This window comes from Lysinibacillus fusiformis, from assembly GCF_016925635.1.
In the GTDB taxonomy this organism is placed as follows: Bacteria; Bacillota; Bacilli; order Bacillales_A; family Planococcaceae; genus Lysinibacillus; species Lysinibacillus fusiformis_F.
On sequence record NZ_CP070490.1, the window covers coordinates 443,105 to 466,089 of the forward strand.

The 22,985-nt window shown below is 37.9% G+C and carries 21 protein-coding genes; 1 reads left to right on the forward strand and 20 read right to left on the reverse strand.

Features of this window, described 5'->3' with window-relative positions; all coding sequences use genetic code 11:
- Positions 1–79: 79 nt before the first annotated feature.
- The 12 genes from JTI58_RS02195 to citZ form a co-directional block, all read right to left on the reverse strand.
- Positions 80–553, reverse strand: a complete 474-nt coding sequence (locus JTI58_RS02195) for a hypothetical protein (RefSeq protein ID WP_205444929.1) — start codon at positions 551–553, stop codon at positions 80–82.
- Positions 554–748: 195 nt separating this feature from the next.
- Positions 749–1,165: a DNA polymerase I gene (locus JTI58_RS02200; RefSeq protein ID WP_205444930.1), complete on the reverse strand. Its 417-nt coding sequence runs from the start codon at positions 1,163–1,165 to the stop codon at positions 749–751.
- A gap of 186 nt (positions 1,166–1,351) precedes the next feature.
- Entirely contained in the window at positions 1,352–2,362 is a 1,011-nt protein-coding gene (gene hflC / locus JTI58_RS02205; RefSeq protein ID WP_205444932.1) for a protease modulator HflC, read from the reverse strand.
- The gene (gene hflK / locus JTI58_RS02210; protein WP_205444934.1) at positions 2,362–3,324 is read right to left on the reverse strand and encodes an FtsH protease activity modulator HflK; all 963 of its coding nucleotides are present in this window, start codon (positions 3,322–3,324) and stop codon (positions 2,362–2,364) included. Before hflK ends, hflC begins: the two co-directional genes overlap by 1 nt.
- 157 nt (positions 3,325–3,481) lie before the next feature.
- Positions 3,482–4,195 carry an LrgB family protein gene (locus tag JTI58_RS02215; protein ID WP_205444935.1) on the reverse strand — a complete coding sequence of 238 codons (714 nt, stop codon included), beginning with the start codon at positions 4,193–4,195 and terminating at the stop codon, positions 3,482–3,484.
- A complete protein-coding gene (locus tag JTI58_RS02220) occupies positions 4,192–4,560 on the reverse strand; it encodes a CidA/LrgA family holin-like protein (protein ID WP_205444937.1) in 369 nt (122 codons plus the stop codon). Before JTI58_RS02220 ends, JTI58_RS02215 begins: the two co-directional genes overlap by 4 nt.
- A gap of 358 nt (positions 4,561–4,918) precedes the next feature.
- Entirely contained in the window at positions 4,919–6,454 is a 1,536-nt protein-coding gene (gene pnpS / locus JTI58_RS02225; protein WP_205444938.1) for a two-component system histidine kinase PnpS, read from the reverse strand.
- Positions 6,451–7,167, reverse strand: coding sequence for a response regulator transcription factor (locus JTI58_RS02230; RefSeq protein WP_205444940.1), 717 nt, complete (start codon positions 7,165–7,167; stop codon positions 6,451–6,453). The genes pnpS and JTI58_RS02230 overlap by 4 nt, the downstream gene beginning before the upstream one ends.
- Before the next feature lie 52 nt (positions 7,168–7,219).
- The gene (locus JTI58_RS02235) at positions 7,220–7,660 is read right to left on the reverse strand and encodes a MaoC/PaaZ C-terminal domain-containing protein (protein WP_004226245.1); all 441 of its coding nucleotides are present in this window, start codon (positions 7,658–7,660) and stop codon (positions 7,220–7,222) included.
- A 159-nt stretch (positions 7,661–7,819) separates the two neighbouring features.
- Positions 7,820–8,758: a malate dehydrogenase gene (gene mdh / locus JTI58_RS02240; protein ID WP_205444942.1), complete on the reverse strand. Its 939-nt coding sequence runs from the start codon at positions 8,756–8,758 to the stop codon at positions 7,820–7,822.
- 179 nt (positions 8,759–8,937) lie between these two features.
- Positions 8,938–10,200, reverse strand: coding sequence for an NADP-dependent isocitrate dehydrogenase (icd, locus tag JTI58_RS02245; protein ID WP_205444944.1), 1,263 nt, complete (start codon positions 10,198–10,200; stop codon positions 8,938–8,940).
- Positions 10,201–10,279: 79 nt separating this feature from the next.
- Positions 10,280–11,395: a citrate synthase gene (gene citZ, locus JTI58_RS02250; protein ID WP_004226238.1), complete on the reverse strand. Its 1,116-nt coding sequence runs from the start codon at positions 11,393–11,395 to the stop codon at positions 10,280–10,282.
- A 250-nt stretch (positions 11,396–11,645) separates the two neighbouring features.
- Between citZ and JTI58_RS02255 the strand changes: the two genes are divergently transcribed.
- The gene (locus JTI58_RS02255; RefSeq protein ID WP_205444945.1) at positions 11,646–12,611 is read left to right on the forward strand and encodes an AI-2E family transporter; all 966 of its coding nucleotides are present in this window, start codon (positions 11,646–11,648) and stop codon (positions 12,609–12,611) included.
- Here JTI58_RS02255 and JTI58_RS02260 read toward each other — a convergent pair.
- The 8 genes from JTI58_RS02260 to JTI58_RS02295 form a co-directional block, all read right to left on the reverse strand.
- Positions 12,595–12,984, reverse strand: a complete 390-nt coding sequence (locus JTI58_RS02260) for an FxsA family protein (RefSeq protein ID WP_205444946.1) — start codon at positions 12,982–12,984, stop codon at positions 12,595–12,597. The genes JTI58_RS02255 and JTI58_RS02260 overlap by 17 nt on opposite strands.
- 202 nt (positions 12,985–13,186) lie before the next feature.
- Entirely contained in the window at positions 13,187–14,947 is a 1,761-nt protein-coding gene (pyk, locus tag JTI58_RS02265) for a pyruvate kinase (protein ID WP_205444948.1), read from the reverse strand.
- Positions 14,948–14,973: 26 nt separating this feature from the next.
- The gene (gene pfkA, locus JTI58_RS02270; RefSeq protein WP_205444950.1) at positions 14,974–15,933 is read right to left on the reverse strand and encodes a 6-phosphofructokinase; all 960 of its coding nucleotides are present in this window, start codon (positions 15,931–15,933) and stop codon (positions 14,974–14,976) included.
- A 324-nt stretch (positions 15,934–16,257) separates the two neighbouring features.
- Positions 16,258–17,214: an acetyl-CoA carboxylase carboxyltransferase subunit alpha gene (locus JTI58_RS02275; protein WP_205444952.1), complete on the reverse strand. Its 957-nt coding sequence runs from the start codon at positions 17,212–17,214 to the stop codon at positions 16,258–16,260.
- Positions 17,207–18,064: an acetyl-CoA carboxylase, carboxyltransferase subunit beta gene (accD, locus tag JTI58_RS02280; protein ID WP_205444953.1), complete on the reverse strand. Its 858-nt coding sequence runs from the start codon at positions 18,062–18,064 to the stop codon at positions 17,207–17,209. The genes JTI58_RS02275 and accD overlap by 8 nt, the downstream gene beginning before the upstream one ends.
- 24 nt (positions 18,065–18,088) lie before the next feature.
- Positions 18,089–18,730 carry a FadR/GntR family transcriptional regulator gene (locus tag JTI58_RS02285; protein WP_205444955.1) on the reverse strand — a complete coding sequence of 214 codons (642 nt, stop codon included), beginning with the start codon at positions 18,728–18,730 and terminating at the stop codon, positions 18,089–18,091.
- A gap of 133 nt (positions 18,731–18,863) precedes the next feature.
- Positions 18,864–21,947: a DNA polymerase III subunit alpha gene (dnaE, locus tag JTI58_RS02290; RefSeq protein ID WP_205444957.1), complete on the reverse strand. Its 3,084-nt coding sequence runs from the start codon at positions 21,945–21,947 to the stop codon at positions 18,864–18,866.
- Between the two features lie 22 nt (positions 21,948–21,969).
- Entirely contained in the window at positions 21,970–22,914 is a 945-nt protein-coding gene (locus JTI58_RS02295) for a DHH family phosphoesterase (RefSeq protein WP_207794398.1), read from the reverse strand.
- Between the last annotated feature and the right edge of the window lie 71 nt (positions 22,915–22,985).

Below are 22,985 nucleotides of genomic sequence, written 5' to 3' on the forward strand. Positions count from 1 at the left end.
GCCACTTTAGCATTCCTATCCATTCAAAAAAAGCCAATCGCACATAGCGATTGACTTTTTTAAAAATATTCTAACATCATTAACGCATATTACCTATAATAGATGAACGACTATCCTGCATTTTTTTGATAAAGTTCGTCATTGTATCAAAAGCTTCATTGCGTTTATTACTCAATCCTTGTAAACGTAGCATATCCATTTGCTGTGAATTACTTAAACCATCTATTTGACCTTTAACATCTTGGATTTCTCGATCAAGCGCTGAATGTGTGTCTTGATCTTCTACAGGTATAGCTGCTCTTTCCTGATGTAACCCTGCTAACTGTGTATTCAAATCAGCTAGCTGTTGATTTCGTTGTTGAACACCCTCTAGTTGATCTTTAAGTTGGTTTTCTAACAACTGTGCTCGTTGTGATTGAACTGCCTGTAATGCCGATTCTAGATCCATGCCTTGAATATCAATTGGCTGAATTTGGCCATTGGCAGAGGATTGCCCTGCCCCACTAAATAATAAACCTACTGCTAATGCGCTTCCAAATACTACTTTCTTCATCTTATTCCTCCTCATAGTAAAGTGCAATTTCATTTATCATAAATAATGAAGGTTAAAATTAGGTTAAAAAACAAATATTTATCTCCGCTATGTGAAGCCTAGCAACTTGTCCTTAGTGTAATTCCACTGTTTAATCAAAAAAAAAGACTTTCATTCAGAAAGAATAGCTTTTTGAATGAAAGTCCATATTAGATGTTATTGATTTGATGCACGATAAAAAATTTCTTCATATATGACAGTTAATATAAATGCATTCATAAAGGCAAACACGAGGAATAAAGGCATGCCACCTAATTGTGGGTGTGTTAACTCTTGATTAAATACCATCACTGTACTAATTTGTGCTAAAAAGAAAATTAAGCCAATTCCAACTTGCCAAATAGGACGCTTGACCTTTCGTTTTTCATACCAAAATAATTTCTTAAAAAGGTTTCTTACATCATCTGCAATAATGATACTGACTAAAAAGATACTAACAAAAAATACTGGTATATGATAAACACTCTTCGTCATCCATGAAAAATCGGATAGACGGAAGAAAAGCGTCAATAACGATGCTATACTACAAGCGATCCCTAAATTTTGGAGCCATTTGCTAATTTGTAATTTCAAAGCCCTTACCCCCAACTATTCTTTTTTAAACATTATCATTCTATCAAATTATCGTTGATTGGGGAATACAAACTTATAAATTTCTATTATTTTCATACTATAATAATCCGATTTAATGGATAGTTATAATTATATAGCAACAAAAAAAGTCATCTCTTTCACTACAGAGACGACTTAAATTTGCGTTTATTTTATATAACCAGACAAGATATTGGCATATGGTGAAGTAGATGGCAAAATAATAACCGTATCTTCTCCAACCGTTTTCTTATAAGATTCTAGCGTGCGGTATAAGGAATAAAATTCAGGATCTTGAGAGAATGATTTATTGTAAATCTTTGCAGCTTCTGCTTCTCCTTCAGCTTGAATAATAGCCGCTTCCTTATTAGCAGTAGCTAGCATTTCTTGTACTTGTTGGTCAGTTTGAGCTTCAATACGACGTTTCTGAGCATCCCCCTCAGACAGATAGAGCTGAGCAGTTGATTCACGTTCTGAAATCATCCGTGTAAATACGGATTGTTCATTCTCTGCTGGTAGGTCTGTACGACGAATACGTACGTCTACTACTTCTACTCCATATTTATCGTTTTGCAATAATTCATTTACTCGCGCTGTTACACGATCATTTAGGCTACCTCGTGAAGAGTCCTCATCATTAATAATTTCATCATATCTTAATTGTCCAAGCTCTGTTCGGATAACAGAGTAGATGAATTCTTCCATTCGGGACTCAGCTTTGCTCAGTGTTCCTGCATTAGAAATCAACGCTTTCGGATCTGTTATACGCCAAACAGCATAATTGTCAATAATTATACGTTTTTTGTCCTTTGTATTAATTTCTTCCTCTGAGATATTGTAGGTCATTTGATTTTTAGGTAGTCTCGTAACACTTTGTATAAATGGTATTTTCATTTTCAAACCGGGCTCTCGTTCAAATTTCACAACTTCCCCAAACTGTCGAACAACTGCGTATTCAGATTCTTTCACAATATAAACATTGGCAAATATAATGATGGCCGCTGCAAAAACTATTGTTAGCGTAACAGCAAGAGAAAGAAATTTTTTAGGATTCAGGGGTCCTTTTTTTGGCATTTCCACTACATTCTCCCCTGAACTACCTTCTGAAGGAGCAGTTTTCTTACCTTTACCGGATAAAAAATTGAGGAATTTATCTAGGTCCTTATTTTTTTTGTCCATTAGTTACCGCTCCCTTCTTTTTTCTCTGTTTGTGCCTGCTGAGGCTGTAATGCTTGTAATGGTAGGTACTTCATTGTACTGCCATCATCGTTCATAATATATATTTGCGCTTTTGGTAATACATTTTCAAGTGTCTCTAAAATTAAACGCTCACGTGTAATTTGTTGATTACCTTTATATTGCTCATACATTTTATTAAATACAGCGACATCACCTTGAGCTTGCTCAATACGGGCTGTTTTTGCACCTTGAGCCTTAGAAATAATGGCATCTTTTTCACCGTTAGCTTCACTTATGCGCTGATTTTTATACTTATCTGCCTCATTGGTTTTGGTATTCTTTGTTTCGCGTGCATCCGTTACAGCTGTGAATGCGGCACGAACTTCTTTGTTCGGTAATTCAACATCTTGTAACTTCACACCTAACACGCCAATCCCAATATCATATTTTTCTATTAATGAAACAAGTAGATCACGTGTTTTTGCTTCAATTTCTGCTTTACCGTCCGTTAATGCAGCATCAATTGTTGAGCTACCTATAATGGAACGAATCGCGCTCGATGTAGCGCTATGTAAAATCTCCTCTGGGCTCTGTGCGTTAAATAAAAATTTACGAGGGTCAGTAATTTTCCACTGTACTACAAGGTCTGTTAGTACAATATACTCATCACCTGTTATCATCTTTGTTTCAGCATCATAGGCTTCAAGCTCTCCTGCTTTATTTTGCTTATAGCCAAACTGTAAACTAAATGTTTCTTTTGACAAAATTTCGACCGATTGTACTGGCCAAGGTAATTTAAAGTGAAGACCTGGATTTGTCACCATATCATCGGCACGACCAAATGTAACAACAACAGCTTGTTCTGATTCATCTACCGTGTACCATGAAGTAAAAACTGTAATAAGTGCAATAATTCCAAATATTCCAAGTCCAACTAGCATTAGTGTCCTTTTCACACTCATGTCTGTTCCTCCCTTTTGCTTAGTACTATTGTTTACGGGAGACCTTTATAAAAAGTTTCAAAATATTTTTATATAATGATTGTAGAGGAGAGAATCATCTTTATTTTCCGCTTCACAAAAGCTTTTCTGAAGCAATACAAAAAAATCCTGTTACCTTTTATGGCAACAGGATATTGATAACCAGATGTTCAAATACAGGGAAAATGGTAGTGGATAATACAATGCTAATTAATGCAGCAACGATCATCGCTAGACTAGCAAATGTACCTTCTAGCTCTCCAAATTCAAATGCTTTAGATGCCCCCGTTCCATGGGCCCCCATACCAAGCATTAAGCCTCTAGAAGACGGTCTATGGAAACGACATACTTTAATAATAATGGGTGCTAACAAGCTCCCTAAAATACCAGTCGTCATAACAAAAACAGCTGTAAGCGTAGGAGAACCACCAATCATATTTGAAATATCCATCGCAATAGGTGTTGTTACGGAGCGTGGCACTAAACTATGCACCAACTCATCATTTAAGCCTACCACTAGAGCCATCATAAAGGATGACACAATAGCAACTGCAGAACCAACAGCAATGCTGATGAAAATTTCGAATGCGTGTTTTTTTAATAGATTGACATTTTTATAAATAGGAACCGCAAACGCAACAGTTGCTGGCCCTAGTAAATTTGTTAAGATATTGGCTCCTGAATTGTAGGATTTATAAGGTATACCTGTCAGCAGTAAAATGCCTATAATCACTAAAGGTGTAATCAGCATAGGTGTCAGCCATTCTTTTTTATATTTTTTATAAAACATTTTACAAATATAGAAAATAGCAATGGTCCCAAGTAAGCTGACAATGGCGATTAATAACGTCATACAGCATCACCCTTCTTTCGCTGCTCTAGCCATTGTGCTGTGTAGCCCGTTACAAACATTACGACAATCGCACTCACAACAATGACCAGCACAACCTTCATTCCTTGCACACCGAATAAGGCATGATAATCAATAACACCGATGGCAGATGGAATAAAGAATAGTAAGAGTTCACTTAATAGTACGGCTGCTCCTAACTCAATCCATTCAAGCTTGATTATATGAAACTGTAACAGTAAAAATAATAGGACGAGTCCTATTATGCTCCCTGGAATCGGCAAGTGAAGTAGGCGTGCAATAGTATTTCCGATAAATAATAGGATGTAAAGATAGCCGATTTGCACGATACTTTTGACGATTTTCATGGTCATCCTTCTCTCATTTTTTTCTCTGCCTCAACAGTCAGAAAAACAAGATTCAAATGAAAAGAAGGTTGATTCACTGACTGTAAAAGCGTTCGTCTAACAGACAATCGCTATAAGATGGTTGTTAAACTTTTATGCTACTATACTTTACACCTATTTACGTTCCCTGTAAAACAGAAAAAGAACCTAGTGTCTAAAAGAAAACACTAAATTCTTTCTGTGGCGAATATAAAGCAGTTAAAAATCCTCTAGTATATTAGATTTTTATGGTATCGTCTTAACAATCATATTGGGGGTTTCTAGTAATAAGTATAGTGCCCAAATATGAATGTAACATGTTGTTCATGTAAAGGATTTGTTAATTTTTCGGAATCGTGACAATCATTTTAGTTCCTATGCCGACCTCACTTTCTACTTGAATACGGCCATGATGAGCCTCTACTAAATGCTTCACAATCGCTAAGCCTAAGCCTGTTCCGCCAGAATTACGGCTTCTTGCTCGATCCACACGATAAAATCTTTCAAAAACGCGGGCGATTTCATGTTTTTCAATACCTATTCCTTGGTCCTCTATTTCGATGATGCCGTGTGTTTCATTTTCTTTTAATCGAATAGAAACAGTCGTGTTTTCAGGAGAATATGTAATCGCATTGGTAATTAAATTCGTCACGATTTGAATAATACGATTGGCATCCCCCATGACTTGGACATCTCGTTCGATATCCACCTGGAAGCTCATATTTTTTTCATCCAATCGCGGTGCTGTCAATTCTGCTCCACGAATTAAAACATCCTGTAAGCCCATCGGCATAATATTGACAGTAAAGCCATGCTGCTCTATCTTTGATAGCTCTAGTAAATCTTGAATCAACATTTGTAGTCGATTACTTTCTTTATAAATAATCTCTAAGAAAGAGATCAACATTTTTTCGTCTTTATAGGCCCCATCCAATAAAGTTTCAGAAAAGCCTTTAATAGAAGTAATAGGTGTTCGTAACTCGTGCGATACATTCGCAACAAAGTCTTTCCGAATTTGTTCTAATCGAACTAGTTCCGTTATGTCATGCATCACGATAACAACGCCTAGCCATCGTCCATGGTCTCCGATGACAGGTGCCCCATAAACTTCTTTATTATAAAGCTCCTGCTGTACTTCCATTTTAATTTGTTGTCGATAGGGCATTTCTGTCAGAAAGACATGATCGATAAATTGCTCTAATGATTTCGGTAAGCCTATTGTACGAAATACCTTTCCTTGCACATCATCAAGCTGCATCCCAAAGCGCTCTAGAAATACTCGATTCACAATGGAAATATTCCCCTCGCGACCAATCATCATAAGAGAGCTCCCCATATTTTCAATTAAGGTTTTCAGTCTTTCTTCCTCTACTTCACGTATCGTTGTAATATCCTGCAAATTGCGTGCCAAGATGTTTATGGAATGACTGAGTGGTATCATGCGTTCATGTTCATTTTCTTGGGCACGCGCACGATAGTTACCCTTTGCAAGCTCAAGAGCCGTTTCTGTCACATTATCAATCGGTGCCGTAAAATTACGTATCATATAGCGACTGATAATCGCTATTAAAATCAAAGTGATTGTGAAAAGAATAGCCAGTACTCCGTATAGTCGAGCGCGTACGTAGGTCAATAAGGATTCGTCTTGTTCCATAGCCTGGGCTGCATACAAGGCTTCCTGATCTTCCTGCGTTAAATCCATTTTGCGTTCATCGATTACTTGGTCCATTGAAGCTCGTACTTGCGTGGTTGCTTGCTCATTGTATTGCTCGATATAAACAGGAAAAAGCTGACCTATAACAATCATTAGGACAGCTAGTATCGTTCCAAGTAAAAGCATGAATGTCATGAATAAGCGATTGCTCATTGATTTCATGTCGTTTTCGGCTCCTCAAATTTATAACCAAGGCCTCTAATTGTTTTAATAAACATCGGCTTACGGCTATTTTCTTCAATTTTATCGCGAAGGTGGCTAATGTGTACATCCACAATTCGAGTATCGCCAGCAAAATCATATTTCCATACAGCACTTAATAGCTGATCACGTGTTAATACACGATTTTTATTTTCAAGTAAATAGATGAGTAACTCAAACTCTTTTGGTGTAAATTCCAGTGCCTCATCTTGTAAAAATACTTCAAATCGCTCTGGGAACACTCGCAATTGTCCAAACTCATACATTTTCTCCTGTGGCTCATCCTTATCATCTGCCACAACGTTTTGCGTGAAACGTCTTAATACAGCCTTGACACGCGCTAATACTTCACGTGGACTAAAAGGCTTAGTCATATAATCATCTGCACCCAGCTCAAGACCAAGAACTTTATCAAATTCGTCATCTTTTGCAGTTAACATAATAATTGGCGTATTCATACGTTGCTGTCGGATTTGTTTACAGACCTCCATACCATCTAGTTTTGGAAGCATCAAATCTAAAAGAATTAAATTTGGCTGTAAATCGATTGCTTTTTCAAGCCCTTCCTGACCATCAGCAGCCGTTTCAACTACATAGCCTGCCTGTTCTAAATTATATTTCAATAATGTTGCAATCGAAAATTCATCTTCAATTACTAAAATCGTTTTTGTCATATCTAATGCCTCCGTTAGTGATTTGAAACCCCCATTTCAAATCTCAAGACGTCTATAGCGCAAGTGGTGGCGTCACAAGCAACAAACCTTCAATTACAAGCTGCTTCTGCTCATTATATGAGTGTACAGACACCGTGATGGTATTGTCATATTTATTGATTGCTGTAACCTCTAATAGCGTATCGAACAGTTCATAATGATAGAGAGGTCCTAAATATTTTAAATGTTGCTCAATAATTCGTGCACCTGGTCCTGGAATATACTTTGACACAGCTGAAGTAATAATACCATTTAACATAATTGTCGGCACAATTGGTTTTTGAAAAGGTGTCATAGCTGCATAATCATGTTGAATATAAAGCGGATTACTATCGTTTGTAAGCCCTAAATACAGCAATAGATCCCGATCTTCAATTTTTTCAGTTATATGGATCTTCTCGCCAACTGTAATTTCATCGATTGTGAGACCAAGTTTACTATTTTTTTGAAGCAAAGATACGCCAACCCCTTTTCTATCATACTACATTCATAGTATCAATTTTATGCTAAAAGTACAATGAAAAGCAGAAGAACCTTACCTTTCTCAACACTTGAAACATAAAAAAAACGAGTAGGAACAACCCCTACTCGTTTTAAGATTCACACCGAAATTTTACACTAAAATTTTCATCACATTACGAACTGCTTCTGCCGATTGATCTAAAGCTGCTTTTTCTTTGTCCGTTAATTCTAGCTCAAAGATTTTTTCAATACCGTTTTCGCCAAGTAATGTAGGAACACCTAAGTATAAGTCATGATAGCCATATTCGCCTTCTAAATAAGCGATAGATGGCAAAATACGTTTTTGATCTTTTATAATGGCTTCAGCCATCTCTATCAGTGCCGCTGCTGGCGCATAATAAGCAGAGCCGTTACCAAGTAAATTGACAATTTCAGCTCCACCATTACGTGTACGGTCAACAATTTCTTCTAAACGTTCAGCAGAAATTAACGTTTCTAATGGAATACCACCTGCGAATGAATAACGTGTTAATGGTACCATTGTGTCACCGTGACCACCTAATACAAAACCAGTGATATCTTTTACTGAAATATTAAGTTCTTCTGCCACAAATGCGCAGAAACGAGCCGTATCAAGAACACCCGATTGACCAATGACACGGTTTTTAGGGAAGCCAGTTTCTTTGTACACTGTGTAAGTCATAGCATCAACTGGGTTTGTCAGTACAAGGATTGTAGCATTTGGTGAATGTGTAGCAATCTCTTTCGAAACTGTTTTCATGACACCCTGATTGATTTGAACGAGATCATCACGACTCATCCCTGGTTTACGTGCAACACCAGCGGTAATGATCACGACGTCAGAATTCGCCGTATCTGCATAATTGGAAGTACCTTGTACATAAGAGTCAAACCCTTGTATTGGTGCTGCTTCCCACATATCTAGCGCCTTACCTTTTGTTGGATTTTCCGCCTGTGGAATATCCACTAATACGACGTCACCAAGTTCTTTCTGAGCTGCTAAAAATGCTGCCGTAGCGCCTGTAAAACCGCCACCGATTACTGAGATTTTTTTACGTTTCAGAGACATTTGAATACGCTCCTTTAAAATTAGGTTATATATTTTAAAAGAGGGAGGAGACATACATCTCACTCCCTCATTTTAAACAAGTTTATCGTAAATATTAAATTAAAATTTACTGTCACCCTAATTATATCGGCAGAAAAAAGCATCCGCTTTAGTGATAAATTCTATTGTAGAATAGAAAATTATAGGTTTTTGATTAACTCAGTAGCGAATTCTGAACATTTCACTTCTGTAGCGCCGTCCATTAAACGTGCGAAGTCATAAGTAACAACTTTAGAAGAAATTGTTTTCTCAACAGATTGAGTGATCATGTCAGCAGCTTCTTGCCATCCTAAGTGTTCAAGCATTAATACACCTGAAAGTAATACTGAAGATGGGTTTACTTTATCTAAACCAGCATATTTTGGAGCTGTACCGTGAGTAGCTTCGAAGATCGCATGTCCAGTAACATAGTTAATGTTCGCGCCTGGAGCGATACCGATACCACCAACTTGTGCAGCAAGTGCATCAGAAATATAGTCACCATTTAAGTTCATTGTAGCTACTACATCGAACTCAGTTGGACGAGTTAAGATTTGTTGTAAGAAGATATCAGCGATAGAATCTTTCACTAAGATTTTACCTGCTGCTAAAGCATCAGCTTGTGCTTTGTTTGCTGCTTCTTCACCTTGTTCAGCTTTGATTGCATCGTATTGGTTCCAAGTGAAAGTTTGATCAGCAAATTCTTTTTCTGCTAATTCATAACCCCATTTTTTGAATCCACCTTCAGTGAATTTCATGATGTTACCTTTATGAACTAAAGTAACAGATGGGCGTTTATGTTTAATTGCATATTCAATAGCAGAACGTACTAAACGCTCAGTACCTTCTTTAGATACAGGTTTTACACCGATACCAGAAGTTTCTGGGAAACGGATTTGGTTTACACCAAATTCAGATTGTAGGAAGTTGATGATTTTTTGAGCTTGTTCTGAACCAGATTCGAATTCAATACCAGCGTAGATGTCTTCTGTGTTCTCACGGAAGATAACCATATCAACGTCTTCTGGGCGTTTAACTGGAGAAGGCACTCCATCAAAGTGACGTACTGGGCGTAAGCATACATATAAGTCAAGTTGTTGACGTAATGCTACGTTAAGAGAGCGGATACCACCACCGATTGGAGTAGTAAGAGGACCTTTGATTGCAATTAAGTATTCGTTAATTTTGTCTAAAGTTTCTTGTGGTAACCATTCACCAGTTTGGTTAAATGCTTTTTCACCAGCTAAAACTTCTAACCATTCAATTTTCTTTTCACCGTTGTAAGCTTTTTCTACAGCTGCGTCGATTACACGTGATGCTGCAGCCCAGATATCTGGACCAATTCCATCACCTTCGATGAAAGGAATTACTGGATTGTTTGGTACATTAAGTACGCCATTTTCAACTACAATTTTGTTTGACATTCTGTTGCCTCCTAAATTCATAATCATAGGACTGTGTTAGTGATAACACAGTCCCAAACATTCTAGCATATTTTCCAAATTAGCGCTCGCTGATTGGAACATATTTTTGCATGCCTGGTCCAACATACTCAGCACGTGGACGGATTAGGCGGTTGTTAGCATATTGCTCAAGGATGTGTGCCACCCAACCTGAAGTACGTGATACTGCGAAAATTGGTGTGAACAGGTCATGATCAATACCTAAAGAATCATACACTGACGCAGAGAAGAAATCTACGTTTGCAGGTAATTTCTTTTGTTCTACGATCATGTCATGGATTTTAACTGACATTTCATAAAGCTCTGGTTTACCAGTTAGTTCCGTTAATTTTTTAGACATTACACGTAAATGCGGAGCACGTGGGTCGCCTTTACGATATACGCGGTGACCGAAGCCCATGATTTTTTCTTTGTTGTCTAATTTATTTTGAATGTAAGATTCAACATTTTCAAGTGAGCCGATTTCAGTTAACATTTTCATAACTTGCTCATTTGCTCCACCGTGAAGTGGTCCTTTTAATGCACCGATTGCTGCAGTTACACCTGAATAAACATCTGATAATGTAGCTACACATACACGTGCTGTAAATGTAGATGCATTTAATTCATGGTCAGCATGTAATACTAATGCTTTGTCAAATGCTTCAATTTCAATAGCTTCTGGCTCTTCACCTTTTAGCATGTATAAGAAGTTTGCAGCATATCCTAGTTCTGGTTTTGGCGCAACTGGCTCTAAACCTTTACGAACACGTGCAAATGCAGTTACTACTGTCGCAATTTTAGCTTGTAGACGAATTGCTTTACGGTAGTTTGCTTCTGGATCCATAACATCCGCTTCTTCATCGAATACACCAAGTAAAGATACTGCAGTACGCAATGCAGCCATTGGATGTACAGTTGAAAGTGGGTATGTTTTAAATTGGTCGACAATCGCTTGCGGAATTGACATGTTGTCTGCCAATTGTTGTTTTAATTCAGCTAGCTCGTCCTCTTTTGGTAAACGAGTATGCCATAACAAGTAAATTACCTCTTCGAATGACGCATTTTCTGCTAAATCATCAATGTTGTAACCAACATATGTAAGTGTGTCATCGATAATTGAACTGATTTTAGATTCCGCTGCTACGATACCTTCTAAACCTTTAGTTGCTGACATAAATTATCGCTCCCTCATACTTATTTTTTTGTTGCAAATGCGTTTTTTATGTTGCATTTACGAATTTTGCTCATATGAACCATTAAGTAAATCGCTTACATTGCTATTATAATCATTTTTGACAGCTTTGTGAATGAAAATCCTCCAAATAAAGAAAAAGACGTCCGAACGACTATATAACTGTCCTAAAGAGATTTTTTTGTATATTTTGACATTAATTTATTAATTGGTTTGGGGTGAATTTGTAAAAATGAGGAATTTAAAGTATTTTTCATACGAAAGAACTACAAGTGTTTTGTTTTTTATCTTTTATTTAGTCATACTTTGGTTTGTATTACCTGTTTCACTTGCAATTTTTTTGTCATTTTCAACGTATCCTATCATAAATTTTTTACATAAATATTGTAGGATTGCGTATTGGATCGCAGCAATTGTTGTGGAAGTATTGATATTAACATGTATTTTTCTGTTAGTTGTCATAACGATAAACAGTATTATCGTTATCTTTCCAGAAATTCGAGAGACACTACAAAATTTCCCGCTTTTCAGTGAATATGAATCCATGTTTGTACAAGTATTAAAAGAAAAGTCACTGTCCATTTTCGATTCTATCATCATCTACACAGCAGATCTTTTCCAATTATTAATGAAGCATGTCATTGAGGTATTCATCTTTTTAGTCGCTTATTACTTTGCGCTTCTAGAAACTCGTAAATCACGCTATTGGTTCTTTCAATATGTGCCTAAAAAATATCGACAAGAGTGGCAATCTCATTTTGCAAAAATCATGCAGCTCTTTCATTACTTCTTATTTGTGGAGTTTCAATTATTTACGATTACCCTACTCATTCTTTGTGCAGGGTTTATGATTCTTCAATTTGAACAAGCCATCATTAAAGCATTTATTGTAGCATTTGCAGATGTACTACCGTTTTTCGGAATCGGCGTTTTTCTTGTGCCAATGAGCATTTATTTTTATTTCAATGGCAATACCTTTTTATGTGTAGCCATTTTACTACTATATTTATTTGTACAATTAACAAGGCAGCTAGCTGATTCGATGCTTTGGTCCAATACGCTTCAGCTACGCACGTTCCATACATTCTTTATCAGTGCTGCCTCTATTCTATTATTTGGCTTTTATGGTATCTTGCTGAGCCCTATCTTTTTATTTCTAGCCGTAAAACTCAAGGAAAACTCTATCTTTGAACGATAATGAATTGACCTTTTTTCATTTTTTTACGCATCCAGTAATAGACAATGGGTTGGAACATTTTTCGAGAAAATGGCATGAGTAGGAATAAACCTAGGACATCTGTTAAAAATCCAGGTAACGCTAAAAGCAAACCACCACCAAAAGTTAAGAAAGTATCCACTAATGCAGCTCCTGGCGCTTCTCCACGTGCCAATGTATTTTTTACATTTTGAACAGAATTCATACCTTTATTCTTCATGACATAAATCCCAATAATACTCGTAGCCATAATGAGCAATAAAGTACTTAAAACGCCAATATTTTGTCCAATGACTATTAATAACGCCAATTCGGCTAATGCGTAGACAATGAAACCAAGAAAAATTTTTCGCATATTTTTCTCCTTTCTACTTGAAAAGCTATACCTTTTATACGTTATTATAGCCCGTTTAGTTTCATAAAAAAATGAATACACCTATTCAAAGAGAAAGCAACTTCTGTTAGAGGAAGAATTAAATAGTTTCCAGAAAGAGTGTGTACAACCTTTATGAAAAAGCTCTAGTACAACAAACCGCACTAGAGCTTTTTGTTAATGATTAAAGAACACTTGCATGCCCCTTGTAAATAACACCTGTTTCAGCGTCCATTGTAATTTCTTGACCATGACGAATTAATGTAGTTGCTTCTTTTACGCCAACGATTACTGGAATACCTAGGCTTAGCCCTACAACTGCCGCGTGGCTAGTTAGCCCACCTTCTTCAGTAATCAGACCAATACAATTTTCTAAAGCTGGCATCATATCACGATCTGAACCAACTGTGACAATGATGCATCCATCTGTATCGTAGGCAAGTGCCTCAGCTGCATTTTTAGCAACCACTGTTTTACCAACAACGGATGCTTTTCCAATTCCTTGTCCACGAGCAAGTAAATCACCAATAATGTGTACTTTCATTAAGTTTGTTGTACCCGCTTCACCAACAGGCACCCCTGCTGTAATGACAACAGCGTCGCCATGAGTAACAAAACTATGCTTTAAGCTTTCATCTACAGCTAGCTCTAAAATCTCATCTGTTGTTGTCACGCGTTGACACACAATTGGGTATACGCCCCATACTAGTGTTAATGTATGAGCTGTATTTGTAGAGCCTGTTACGGCTACAATTGGCACTCCTGGTCGATATTTTGCAATCATTCTCGCTGTATTGCCACTTTCAGTTGGTGCTAATACGGCTTTCACCCCTAAATTGATAGAAGTATAAGCTACAGCTTGAGAAATGGCCTCTGTCATATTTGCTTCTTTCTCACGACTACGTGCAGAAACAATTGATCTATAATCTAATGAATTTTCAGTGCGTTGTGCAATTTTATTCATCGTTTGTACTGATTCTACTGGATAAAGACCTGCGGCAGTTTCTCCAGATAACATGATAGCATCTGTTCCATCAATAATTGCGTTGGCTACATCACTTGCTTCTGCACGTGTTGGTCGTGGGTTACGCTGCATGGAGTCTAACATTTGTGTTGCCGTAATTACTGGTTTACCAACTTGATTACATTTTAGAATTAATTTCTTTTGTACAAGTGGTACTTCTTCTGCTGGAATTTCAACACCAAGATCTCCACGAGCAACCATTAAACCGTCCGATACTAGGATGATTTCATCGATGTTATCGACACCCTCTTGGTTTTCGATTTTTGGGATAATGTGAATATGACTACCACCATTTTGTTCAAGCAATTCACGAATTTCAAGAACATCTTTTGCACGACGAACAAATGAAGCGGCAATAAAATCAACACCTTGTTCGATACCAAATAAAATATCTTGTGCGTCTTTTTCTGTGATACCTGGTAGTTGTACAGAAACACCTGGGACGTTAACTCCCTTTTTATTCTTTAGGACGCCAGCATTTTCAACAATTGTATGAATTAATCCTTTTTCCATATCTGTTGCTAATACACGTAGTTGAATAAGACCATCATCAAGTAAAATAATTGAATTTTGCTCAACGTCTTCAATTAAGCGCTCATACGTGACAGAGAAGCTCGTCTCAGTACCTTCTACTTCAGTCATTGAAATATCTATTACTTGACCTGCTGACAAATGAAGCTCGCCATTTTTCATGTTATGTGTACGAATTTCCGGACCCTTTGTATCAAGTAAAATTCCCACTGGTTTATTTAATTTTTGTGCCACTTCACGAATTAAATGAATACGTCCTGCATGTTCTTCATGAGATCCGTGTGAAAAATTCAAGCGGGCAACATTCATACCTGCTTCGATTAATTTTTCTAAAGTTTCTGGTGACTCACTTGCAGGTCCAATTGTACATACGATTTTAGTTTTTCTCATTTTTGCCCACTCCGTTTTATAACAAATTATATTGATAGTTCTTTCATTAGTGTATAAAGGCTTACATCTGCCTCGTGATTCTTTTCAAAAGCCTCTGGCATATCGTAATCAATGACTTGATGATTGCGAATACCTACTGCTCTACCAGCTTTGCCTTCCATTAGTAATTCAACTGCATGTGCGCCAAACTGACTTGCTAGTACACGATCTCGTGCTGTTGGTGAACCACCACGTTGAATATGACCTAATACTGAAACACGCGTTTCTTTTCCTGTTTTTTCTTTTAACAGCTTTGCCAGTTCATTTCCAGACATAACACCCTCTGCAACAATAATAATGCTATGCTTTTTACCACGTGCCGCACCACGATCTAAGCGTGCGACAATATCGTCTAAATTATAATCTTCTTCTGGAATTAAGACTGTTTCAGCACCGGCAGCAAGACCTGCCCATAAAGCGATATCTCCTGCATCCCGTCCCATGACCTCTACAATGAAAGAATTCTCATGAGATGTAGCAGTATCTCGGATTTTATCAATGGACTCTACGACTGTATTTAGGGCCGTATCAAAGCCGATTGTATATTCTGTTCCTGGAATATCATTGTCGATTGTTCCAGGAACACCTACAACAGGGAAGCCTTTTTTCACTAAATCCATCGCACCTCGATAAGACCCGTCACCACCAATGACAACAAGTCCTTCAATTCCAGCAGCGCGTAAATTTTCAATACCTCGTTGCTGGACAGCATCTTCTTTAAATTCTGGACATCTTGCTGAATTCAAATGCGTACCACCGCGTTGAATAATACCACCAACTGCACCTAAATCAAGTTCTTCCATATTACCTTTTACTAAGCCTTCATAACCATGCTTAATTCCGACAACATCGATTCCATGAAATGCTGCCTTACGAACTACCGCTCGAATAGCTGCGTTCATTCCAGGCGCATCTCCACCACTAGTTAATACAGCAATTTTTTTCATTGTCGAACCTCCTGCAGTTACTATTATTATTCACATTAACATGAAAAAACAAACTATGTAAGGGTTCTGAGGATACAAAAACATAACTTTTACATAAAAAATGAAAAGAATGCGCTTTCACACACTCTTTCCACCTTAAAACATCCTAAATCTAACATTTTTTCAAGAAGTCTGGCGTTTATTTCGCGCTATTTTCTTCTTTCATTTTTATAGCTTTTTAATATGTTAAGATACAAATTCTGTCTCTTAACGAGCAAATTTATAGCTTTAGATTTTTATACACTATTAAGGTAAAGAACATTCATCTGTTACGAACAAACAGAATTACGCTTCTGTATATTGTCCAATTTTTTTAAATTTTTCATAACGATCTTCAATTAATTGTTCTCCATTTAGAGAATTTAATGCATGAAGTGTGTCACTAATGCATTCTTTAATAGAAAGAGCCTGCTTCGCTACATTGCGATGTGCTCCACCAATAATTTCAGGAATAATGCCATCAATTACACCAAGCTCTTTTAAATCAGGTGCTGTAATACGCATTGCTTCCGCTGCCTGCTTTGCAAGACTACCATCACGCCATAAAATAGATGCTGCCCCTTCTGGAGAAATAACAGAATATGTTGAGTTCTCTAGCATAAAGACACGGTTTGCTACACCTAATGCTAGTGCACCACCGCTTCCTCCTTCACCAATAACGATACTAATTACGGGCACAGTTAAACCAGCCATTTCAACAAGATTTCTAGCGATTGCTTCACTTTGACCACGTTCTTCAGCAGCTTTCCCTGGGTATGCACCTTTTGTATCGATAAAACAAATAATTGGTCGTTTAAATTTTTCAGCTTGCTTCATCAAGCGTAGCGCTTTTCGATAGCCCTCTGGATGAGGCATACCAAAATTACGACGTATATTTTCCTTTGTAGACTTACCACGTTGATGTCCAATTATCGTTACTGGTTGCCCTTCAAAAATGCCAATCCCACCAAGAATGGCTGCATCATCACCAAATGTACGATCACCATGTAATTCAATAAAATCTTCACATATCGCTTCAATATATTGGAGTGTTGTAGGTCTTTCTGGATGTCTTGCTACTTGTACACGATCCCACGGCTTCATATTGGCATAAATCGATTGCTCTAATTGCGATAAACGTGTTTCAAGCTTTTCAATTTCACCTGACATATCTACTTCTGCTTCTGCAGCAATTGTTTTTAATTCATCAATTTTCTCTCGTAATTGTACGACTGGTTCTTCAAATGCTAAATTTTTAGACATGTTGCACGCCGCCTTTCGTATGCATTTTTACAAGTAATGAAACTTGTTTACGTAAATCCTTGCGATGGAAAATGGCATCAAGCTGACCATGCTCTAATAAAAATTCTGCTGTTTGGAAATCACTTGGCAATTTTTCTCGTACAGTTTCTTCAATTACACGACGACCTGCAAAGCCAATTAATGCCTGTGGCTCTGCAATATTTATATCACCAACAGAAGCAAAGCTTGCGGAAACCCCACCTGTTGTTGGATGCGTTAAAATAGAGATAAACAATAACCCTTGATCACTGTGACGTTTTAAAGCCACACTTGTTTTCGCCATTTGCATTAACGATAATACGCCCTCTTGCATACGGGCACCACCACTGGCAGTAAAGATAATAAATGGTACACCTAGTTCAGTTGCCTTTTCCACTGCTCGTGTAATTTTTTCTCCAACAACTGAGCCCATTGAACCCATACGGAAGTGAGAATCCATAATCGCTACGACAATTTCTTCTCCATCTAATGTACCGACACCTGTTAGAACAGCCTCGTTCAAGCCTGTTTTCTCTTGGTCTGCTGAAATTTTTTCAATATATGCTGGGAAATTCAGGGGATTACTAGTTTGTAAATGGTCATCCATTGATTCGAATGAGCCTTCATCTAAGAAATATTCCACACGCTCTTGTGCCGTCATTTTGAAATGATGACTACATTTTGAACATACTTTATGGTTTTTTTCTAATTCCTTTGTCAGTTGAATGTGACGACATTCAGGACATTTTGTCATTAACCCTTCCGGAAATGCCTTTTCTTGCCCATCCTCTTTCTTTTTTCGATTACCACTAAATAAGCTACGTATTGCCATGTTCGACTCCCCCTTTGTTGTTGTCTAAATGCTCTGTACAGTACTCATCCACTGCTCATAAGCTTTTAATGCTTCTTTTTCGTAACCAAGCTGCATCGATTTCAACATTGTTTGAATGATTATTTTTTCATCTTCTGTTGAGTTTCGATTTAAACGGTCGCCATCATAAGCTGCTAATTGAAACCAGATTTTTAATGAAAGACGATTACCTGTCGTAATTAATAATTCTCGCAAAATATCTCGACAATTAACCGTACCTTCTATTTCTAGTTTCACAAAAAAACTATCCCACACAGGTAGTGTGCGAAGAATCTCTGTACAACTTATTACGCGGATTGCTTCCATTTCATGAATTTGTCGCGTTAATTCGACATCTTTTTTCGATTTTTCATCTTCTAATATAAACATCGACAGTATTTCTACGAGCTGATGCTTATGTGTGGACGCAAGAAAAGTACCACCACCATGTCTCGTTTCAATAAGCCCTAGCAACTCTAAGCTTCGCAATGCCTCTCTCACAGAGGATCGCCCGACACCTAGACGCTCTGATAGAACTCGTTCTGAAGGCAGTTTTTCACCTGCTTGAATTTTTTCCAATTTAATGAGTTGACGTAGTTGTTGGACGATTTCTAAAAACACTTTCTTTTGTTCGGTTTTTTTATCCATACGACTAACTCCCCTTATCAAAAAAAGTGGTCTGACCACTTTTTAACGTTGTCTCTAGCTTACAAAATAACTGTTCAAAAGTAAAGAAAAAACTGCATAAAATTTAATGCAGTTTCTCAATTCTTGTTTCATTTTATATCTTTTTCGTCGTTTGCGCATGTTTTACTTTGATTTGTGGCTTGCCAAAACGTCTCTCCAAGACACCATCAATCAACAGCATTTCCTCCTCTAACAGCAGGTCTTGGACCAATTGAAAAGTTTGTGGGAAAAATGTAATTGAAACCGTTCCAAACTCATCCTGTAGCTGAACAAAAGCCATTTGCTCACCTTTTTTTGTACGAATTTTCTTCACTTCTTCAATCATACCAATCATTCTTATAGAGGTACCATCACGCTTCTGCTTTAACTCTCGGCAAGTACTATTGACATCCCCCCAGTATAGTCTTTCTTGTGCTACTGGATGTGTAGAAATATAAAAGCCCAAACTCTCTTTCTCATGCATCAATTTTTCCTTCTGGGACATTTCTTCTGCCTGCATATATTTGGGCTTACCAAAACTAAATGCCATAGCCGACGCCAAATCAATGTCTTCAGTTGGCCGTAAAAGCTCTGCGTGTTTCAAAGCTGCGTCTACTGTCATGATGAGGACTGCTCTGTCTTTTTCTAGATAATCAAGCGCCCCAGCATAAATTAATGATTCCATCACTTTTGGTTTAAAATGCTGCGCACTTAAGGCAACAGCCAGGTCAAATAGGTTATTTAATACCTCTGGATTTGTTTGACGGAGCCCATGCATTTTTTCTATCAAAGTATGGGGCACACCTTTGATTCCTGATAAGCTGTAGCGAATGCCTTCATTTTCTACAGTAAAATACTTGGTACTGTTTTTTAAAGAAGGTGGATAAAATGGGATGCCCTTATCTTTTGCCTCATGGACAAGTTGTTGAATCTTTTCTACATTTCCCGTTGCATTGGATAATAAAGCTGCATAAAAGCTTTGAGGGAAATGTGCCTTTAAATAGGCCATTTGATAGGAAATAACACTATAGGCCACAGCATGACTTTTAGGGAAACCATAATCCGCAAAGCGTACAATCAATTCATAGACTTCTTCTGCTACACGCTGATCAAAGCCTTGGCTTAACGCCCCATGAACAAAGGCAGTACGTTGTTCCTCTAAAACTTGACGATTTTTTTTACTCACTGCACGGCGAAGTAAATCTGCCTGTCCCATTGTAAAGCCTGCCAGTACTGATGCAATTTTTATAATTTGTTCTTGATAAACAATCACACCAAAGGTCTCTTGTAAAATAGGCTCTAGCACAGGATGTGGCATCGTCACCTTTTCTCTGCCAGCTTTCCGTTTTGCATAGACAGGAATAAAATCCATTGGTCCTGGACGATAAAGTGCGTTTACAGCTACAATATCTAAAAAGCTTGTAGGACTGATATCACGTAAAGCTTGCTTCATACCGTCTGATTCTAATTGAAAGATCCCCAGCGTGTCCCCTCTTTGTAAAAGCTGAAACGTCTTGTCATCATGCATCGGAATTCGTTCAAATTCTATCCAAGGACCCCCCGCTTTATAAATAGACCAACGTATTTGCTCTAAAATAGTAAGGTTGCGCAAGCCTAAGAAATCCATTTTAACGAGACCACACGCTTCAATATCTCCCATTGGCCATTGCGTACTATAAATACCATCATGCCCTTCTTCAATCGGTACAGTATTCACTAAAGGTGATGGAGCGATCACAATACCAGCTGCATGTGTAGAAGAATTTCTTGGTAGACCTTCTAATTTTAGCGCTACCTCGTACCAACGCAGATGGTTATCATTTTCTGCTAGCCAACCTTGAAAATCCTGTGACTCAGCCACAGCTCTTTGCAATGTCATTCCTGGCTTATTTGGAATCATCTTCGAAATTTTTTCTAACATCTCCGCATCAAAGCCAAAAACCCGCGCAACATCCCTTGCAACTGCTTTTGCAGACAATGTACCAAATGTAATAATTTGCGCTACATTTGCCTTGCCATATTTTTGGGCAACATACTGAATTACTTGATGTCTTTTACTATCAACAAAATCGATATCAATATCAGGTAAAGTGATTCTTTCTGGATTTAAAAAGCGTTCAAATAATAAACCATAGGCAAGTGGATCTACTTGTGTAATGGAAAGACTATACGCCACAAGTGAACCTGCTGAGGAACCACGTCCAGGTCCAGTCAAAATTCGATTTTCTTTCGCATAACGCATGAAATCCGCCACAACTAAAAAATAGTCAGCAAAGCCCATAGAGCAAATGATTTCAAGCTCATACTGTAGGCGTTCACGGTAGGCAACGGGTATTGCGATTTGCTTAAATCGCTCTTCTAATCCAGCAAATGCTTCTTTAACAAGCAAGCTTTCAGCCGTTTCACCTTCAGGTACAGGAAATTTAGGCATTTGCACAGGCATTTCAGGTATATCAGCTTTACAGCTAGCAAGCATTTTCATACTGGAATCAAGCCAATCTGGTCGATCAGCAAACCAATTTTGCCATTCATATGCTGTTGGGGCAAAATAGCCTTGTACATCAGCCGTTTGCATAGTATTTCCAAGCTTTTCCCCTGTATCAATTGCTCTTGCTACCTCATAAGCAAAATGATCTTCTGGACGCAAGAAATAACAGCTTTGAGACGCTACAAGCGGAATGGCATGTTCTTCACACCAGAAAACGAATTCATCTTCATGTTGAGTCTTTTCCCCTCCTGGTCTAGCAATTCCCATATAAAATTGATGACCAAATAGCTGAACCAATGCAGAAACCATTGCCTGCCAGTCATCTAAATCCGTTAAATCATTAGCAGAAAGTAGAGCTACACAGCCTGCTGAATACCCCTCAAGCCACTTCCATGGCAGCACCTCGTCTTGTCTAATGGATATCGCACTACTTATCTTTAATAAATGTTGATAGCCTTCCTGCGTCTGCGCATACAGTACGAGGGGAAGCGTTGTTTCATGCCACTGTACGTTAACCGAAAGCCCAATAACAGCATGAATATTTGCTTGCTGCAATGCTTTACAAAAAGGCAAAAGCCCGTACAATTTCGTATTAACGATTGCACAGGCTTGTGTCTTTTGTTCTTGTAAAAAAGGAATCAATTGCTCAAGCCGAATTGTGCTTTTCAATAAATCCGCGCTCGTATGCATCTTTGTATATACATGTGTCAAATGAATCCCTTCCTTTTCTCTGTTAATGATACGCTTTACAAATCTCTTGTAATCTTGAAATAACGAGGTCTGCTTCTTCCCACGAATAAGCAGTAGCTCCAGAAGCAAGCGGGTGTCCGCCTCCGTTAAATTCCTTCGCTAATGTATTGATAACGGGACCCTTTGAACGTAATCGTACACGGATCTGATCCCCTTCTTCAATGAACACAACCCATGAACATATACCTTTAACGCTGCCAAGGCAACCTACTAATAAAGAAGCCTCAGATGGCACAGTATCATGCTCTGCCAGTAATTCCTTTGTCAGCTTCACATAGGCAGCTCCATGCTCGTTCATTGTAAAGTTTTGATAAATATACCCTTGTAAATTAAGTAACTTTTGCTCCATTTCGTACATGCCATCAAATAGTTGATTTCGATCAAAATCATATGTAATCAGGTCAGCAGCAACTTTAAATGTTTTCGTTGTTGTACTTGGGAATTGGAATCTACCTGTATCGCCTACTATTCCTGCAAATAATAAGCGCGCAGCAGCATCTGAGAGTTTCCAGTTTGCTACTTCCTTGCCTTCTTCATATAATTCGTAGATCATTTCACTACAAGAGCTTGCTGTCGTGTCCACCCATAAAAGATCACCATAAGCATCATCATTTGGATGGTGATCAATTTTTATCACCATTTTGCCCTTTGTATAACGTTGATCGTCAACACGTTCTGTATTAGCCGTGTCTGTGACAATTACTAAAGCATTGTCATACACTTCATCCGCTATTTCATCCGGCTGTGCCATAAAAGATAAGGACGTATCATGTTCCCCTACAGCGAAAACCTTTTTCTCAGGATAATTGGCTAAAATAATCTCTTTTAAGCCTTGCTGTGAGCCGTAAGCATCAGGATCAGGACGTACATGACGGTGAATAATGATCGTTTCATTGGCCTCAATTGTGTCGATGATTTGTCTTTTCACAATAATTTCCCCCAAAATGATAGTAAGAACCGTTAGCATTTTTACATAATTATCGTTACAATAATGTCTAG

What these genes read in the sequence shown, in the direction of transcription:
- pyk (WP_205444948.1), bottom strand. Translation starts at nt 14,947, where the DNA reads ATGAGAAAAACTAAAATCGTATGTACAATTGGACCTGCAAGTGAGTCA.
- hflC (WP_205444932.1), bottom strand. Translation starts at nt 2,362, where the DNA reads ATGGACAAAAAAAATAAGGACCTAGATAAATTCCTCAATTTTTTATCC.
- JTI58_RS02285 (WP_205444955.1), bottom strand. Translation starts at nt 18,730, where the DNA reads ATGGATAAAAAAACCGAACAAAAGAAAGTGTTTTTAGAAATCGTCCAA.
- JTI58_RS02215 (WP_205444935.1), bottom strand. Translation starts at nt 4,195, where the DNA reads ATGACGTTATTAATCGCCATTGTCAGCTTACTTGGGACCATTGCTATT.
- accD (WP_205444953.1), bottom strand. Translation starts at nt 18,064, where the DNA reads ATGGCAATACGTAGCTTATTTAGTGGTAATCGAAAAAAGAAAGAGGAT.
- JTI58_RS02195 (WP_205444929.1), bottom strand. Translation starts at nt 553, where the DNA reads ATGAAGAAAGTAGTATTTGGAAGCGCATTAGCAGTAGGTTTATTATTT.
- icd (WP_205444944.1), bottom strand. Translation starts at nt 10,200, where the DNA reads ATGTCAAACAAAATTGTAGTTGAAAATGGCGTACTTAATGTACCAAAC.
- mdh (WP_205444942.1), bottom strand. Translation starts at nt 8,758, where the DNA reads ATGTCTCTGAAACGTAAAAAAATCTCAGTAATCGGTGGCGGTTTTACA.
- JTI58_RS02255 (WP_205444945.1), top strand. Translation starts at nt 11,646, where the DNA reads ATGAGGAATTTAAAGTATTTTTCATACGAAAGAACTACAAGTGTTTTG.
- JTI58_RS02230 (WP_205444940.1), bottom strand. Translation starts at nt 7,167, where the DNA reads ATGACAAAAACGATTTTAGTAATTGAAGATGAATTTTCGATTGCAACA.
- JTI58_RS02220 (WP_205444937.1), bottom strand. Translation starts at nt 4,560, where the DNA reads ATGAAAATCGTCAAAAGTATCGTGCAAATCGGCTATCTTTACATCCTA.
- JTI58_RS02275 (WP_205444952.1), bottom strand. Translation starts at nt 17,214, where the DNA reads ATGTCTAAAAATTTAGCATTTGAAGAACCAGTCGTACAATTACGAGAG.
- citZ (WP_004226238.1), bottom strand. Translation starts at nt 11,395, where the DNA reads ATGTCAGCAACTAAAGGTTTAGAAGGTATCGTAGCAGCGGAATCTAAA.
- pfkA (WP_205444950.1), bottom strand. Translation starts at nt 15,933, where the DNA reads ATGAAAAAAATTGCTGTATTAACTAGTGGTGGAGATGCGCCTGGAATG.
- pnpS (WP_205444938.1), bottom strand. Translation starts at nt 6,454, where the DNA reads ATGAAATCAATGAGCAATCGCTTATTCATGACATTCATGCTTTTACTT.
- hflK (WP_205444934.1), bottom strand. Translation starts at nt 3,324, where the DNA reads ATGAGTGTGAAAAGGACACTAATGCTAGTTGGACTTGGAATATTTGGA.
- JTI58_RS02260 (WP_205444946.1), bottom strand. Translation starts at nt 12,984, where the DNA reads ATGCGAAAAATTTTTCTTGGTTTCATTGTCTACGCATTAGCCGAATTG.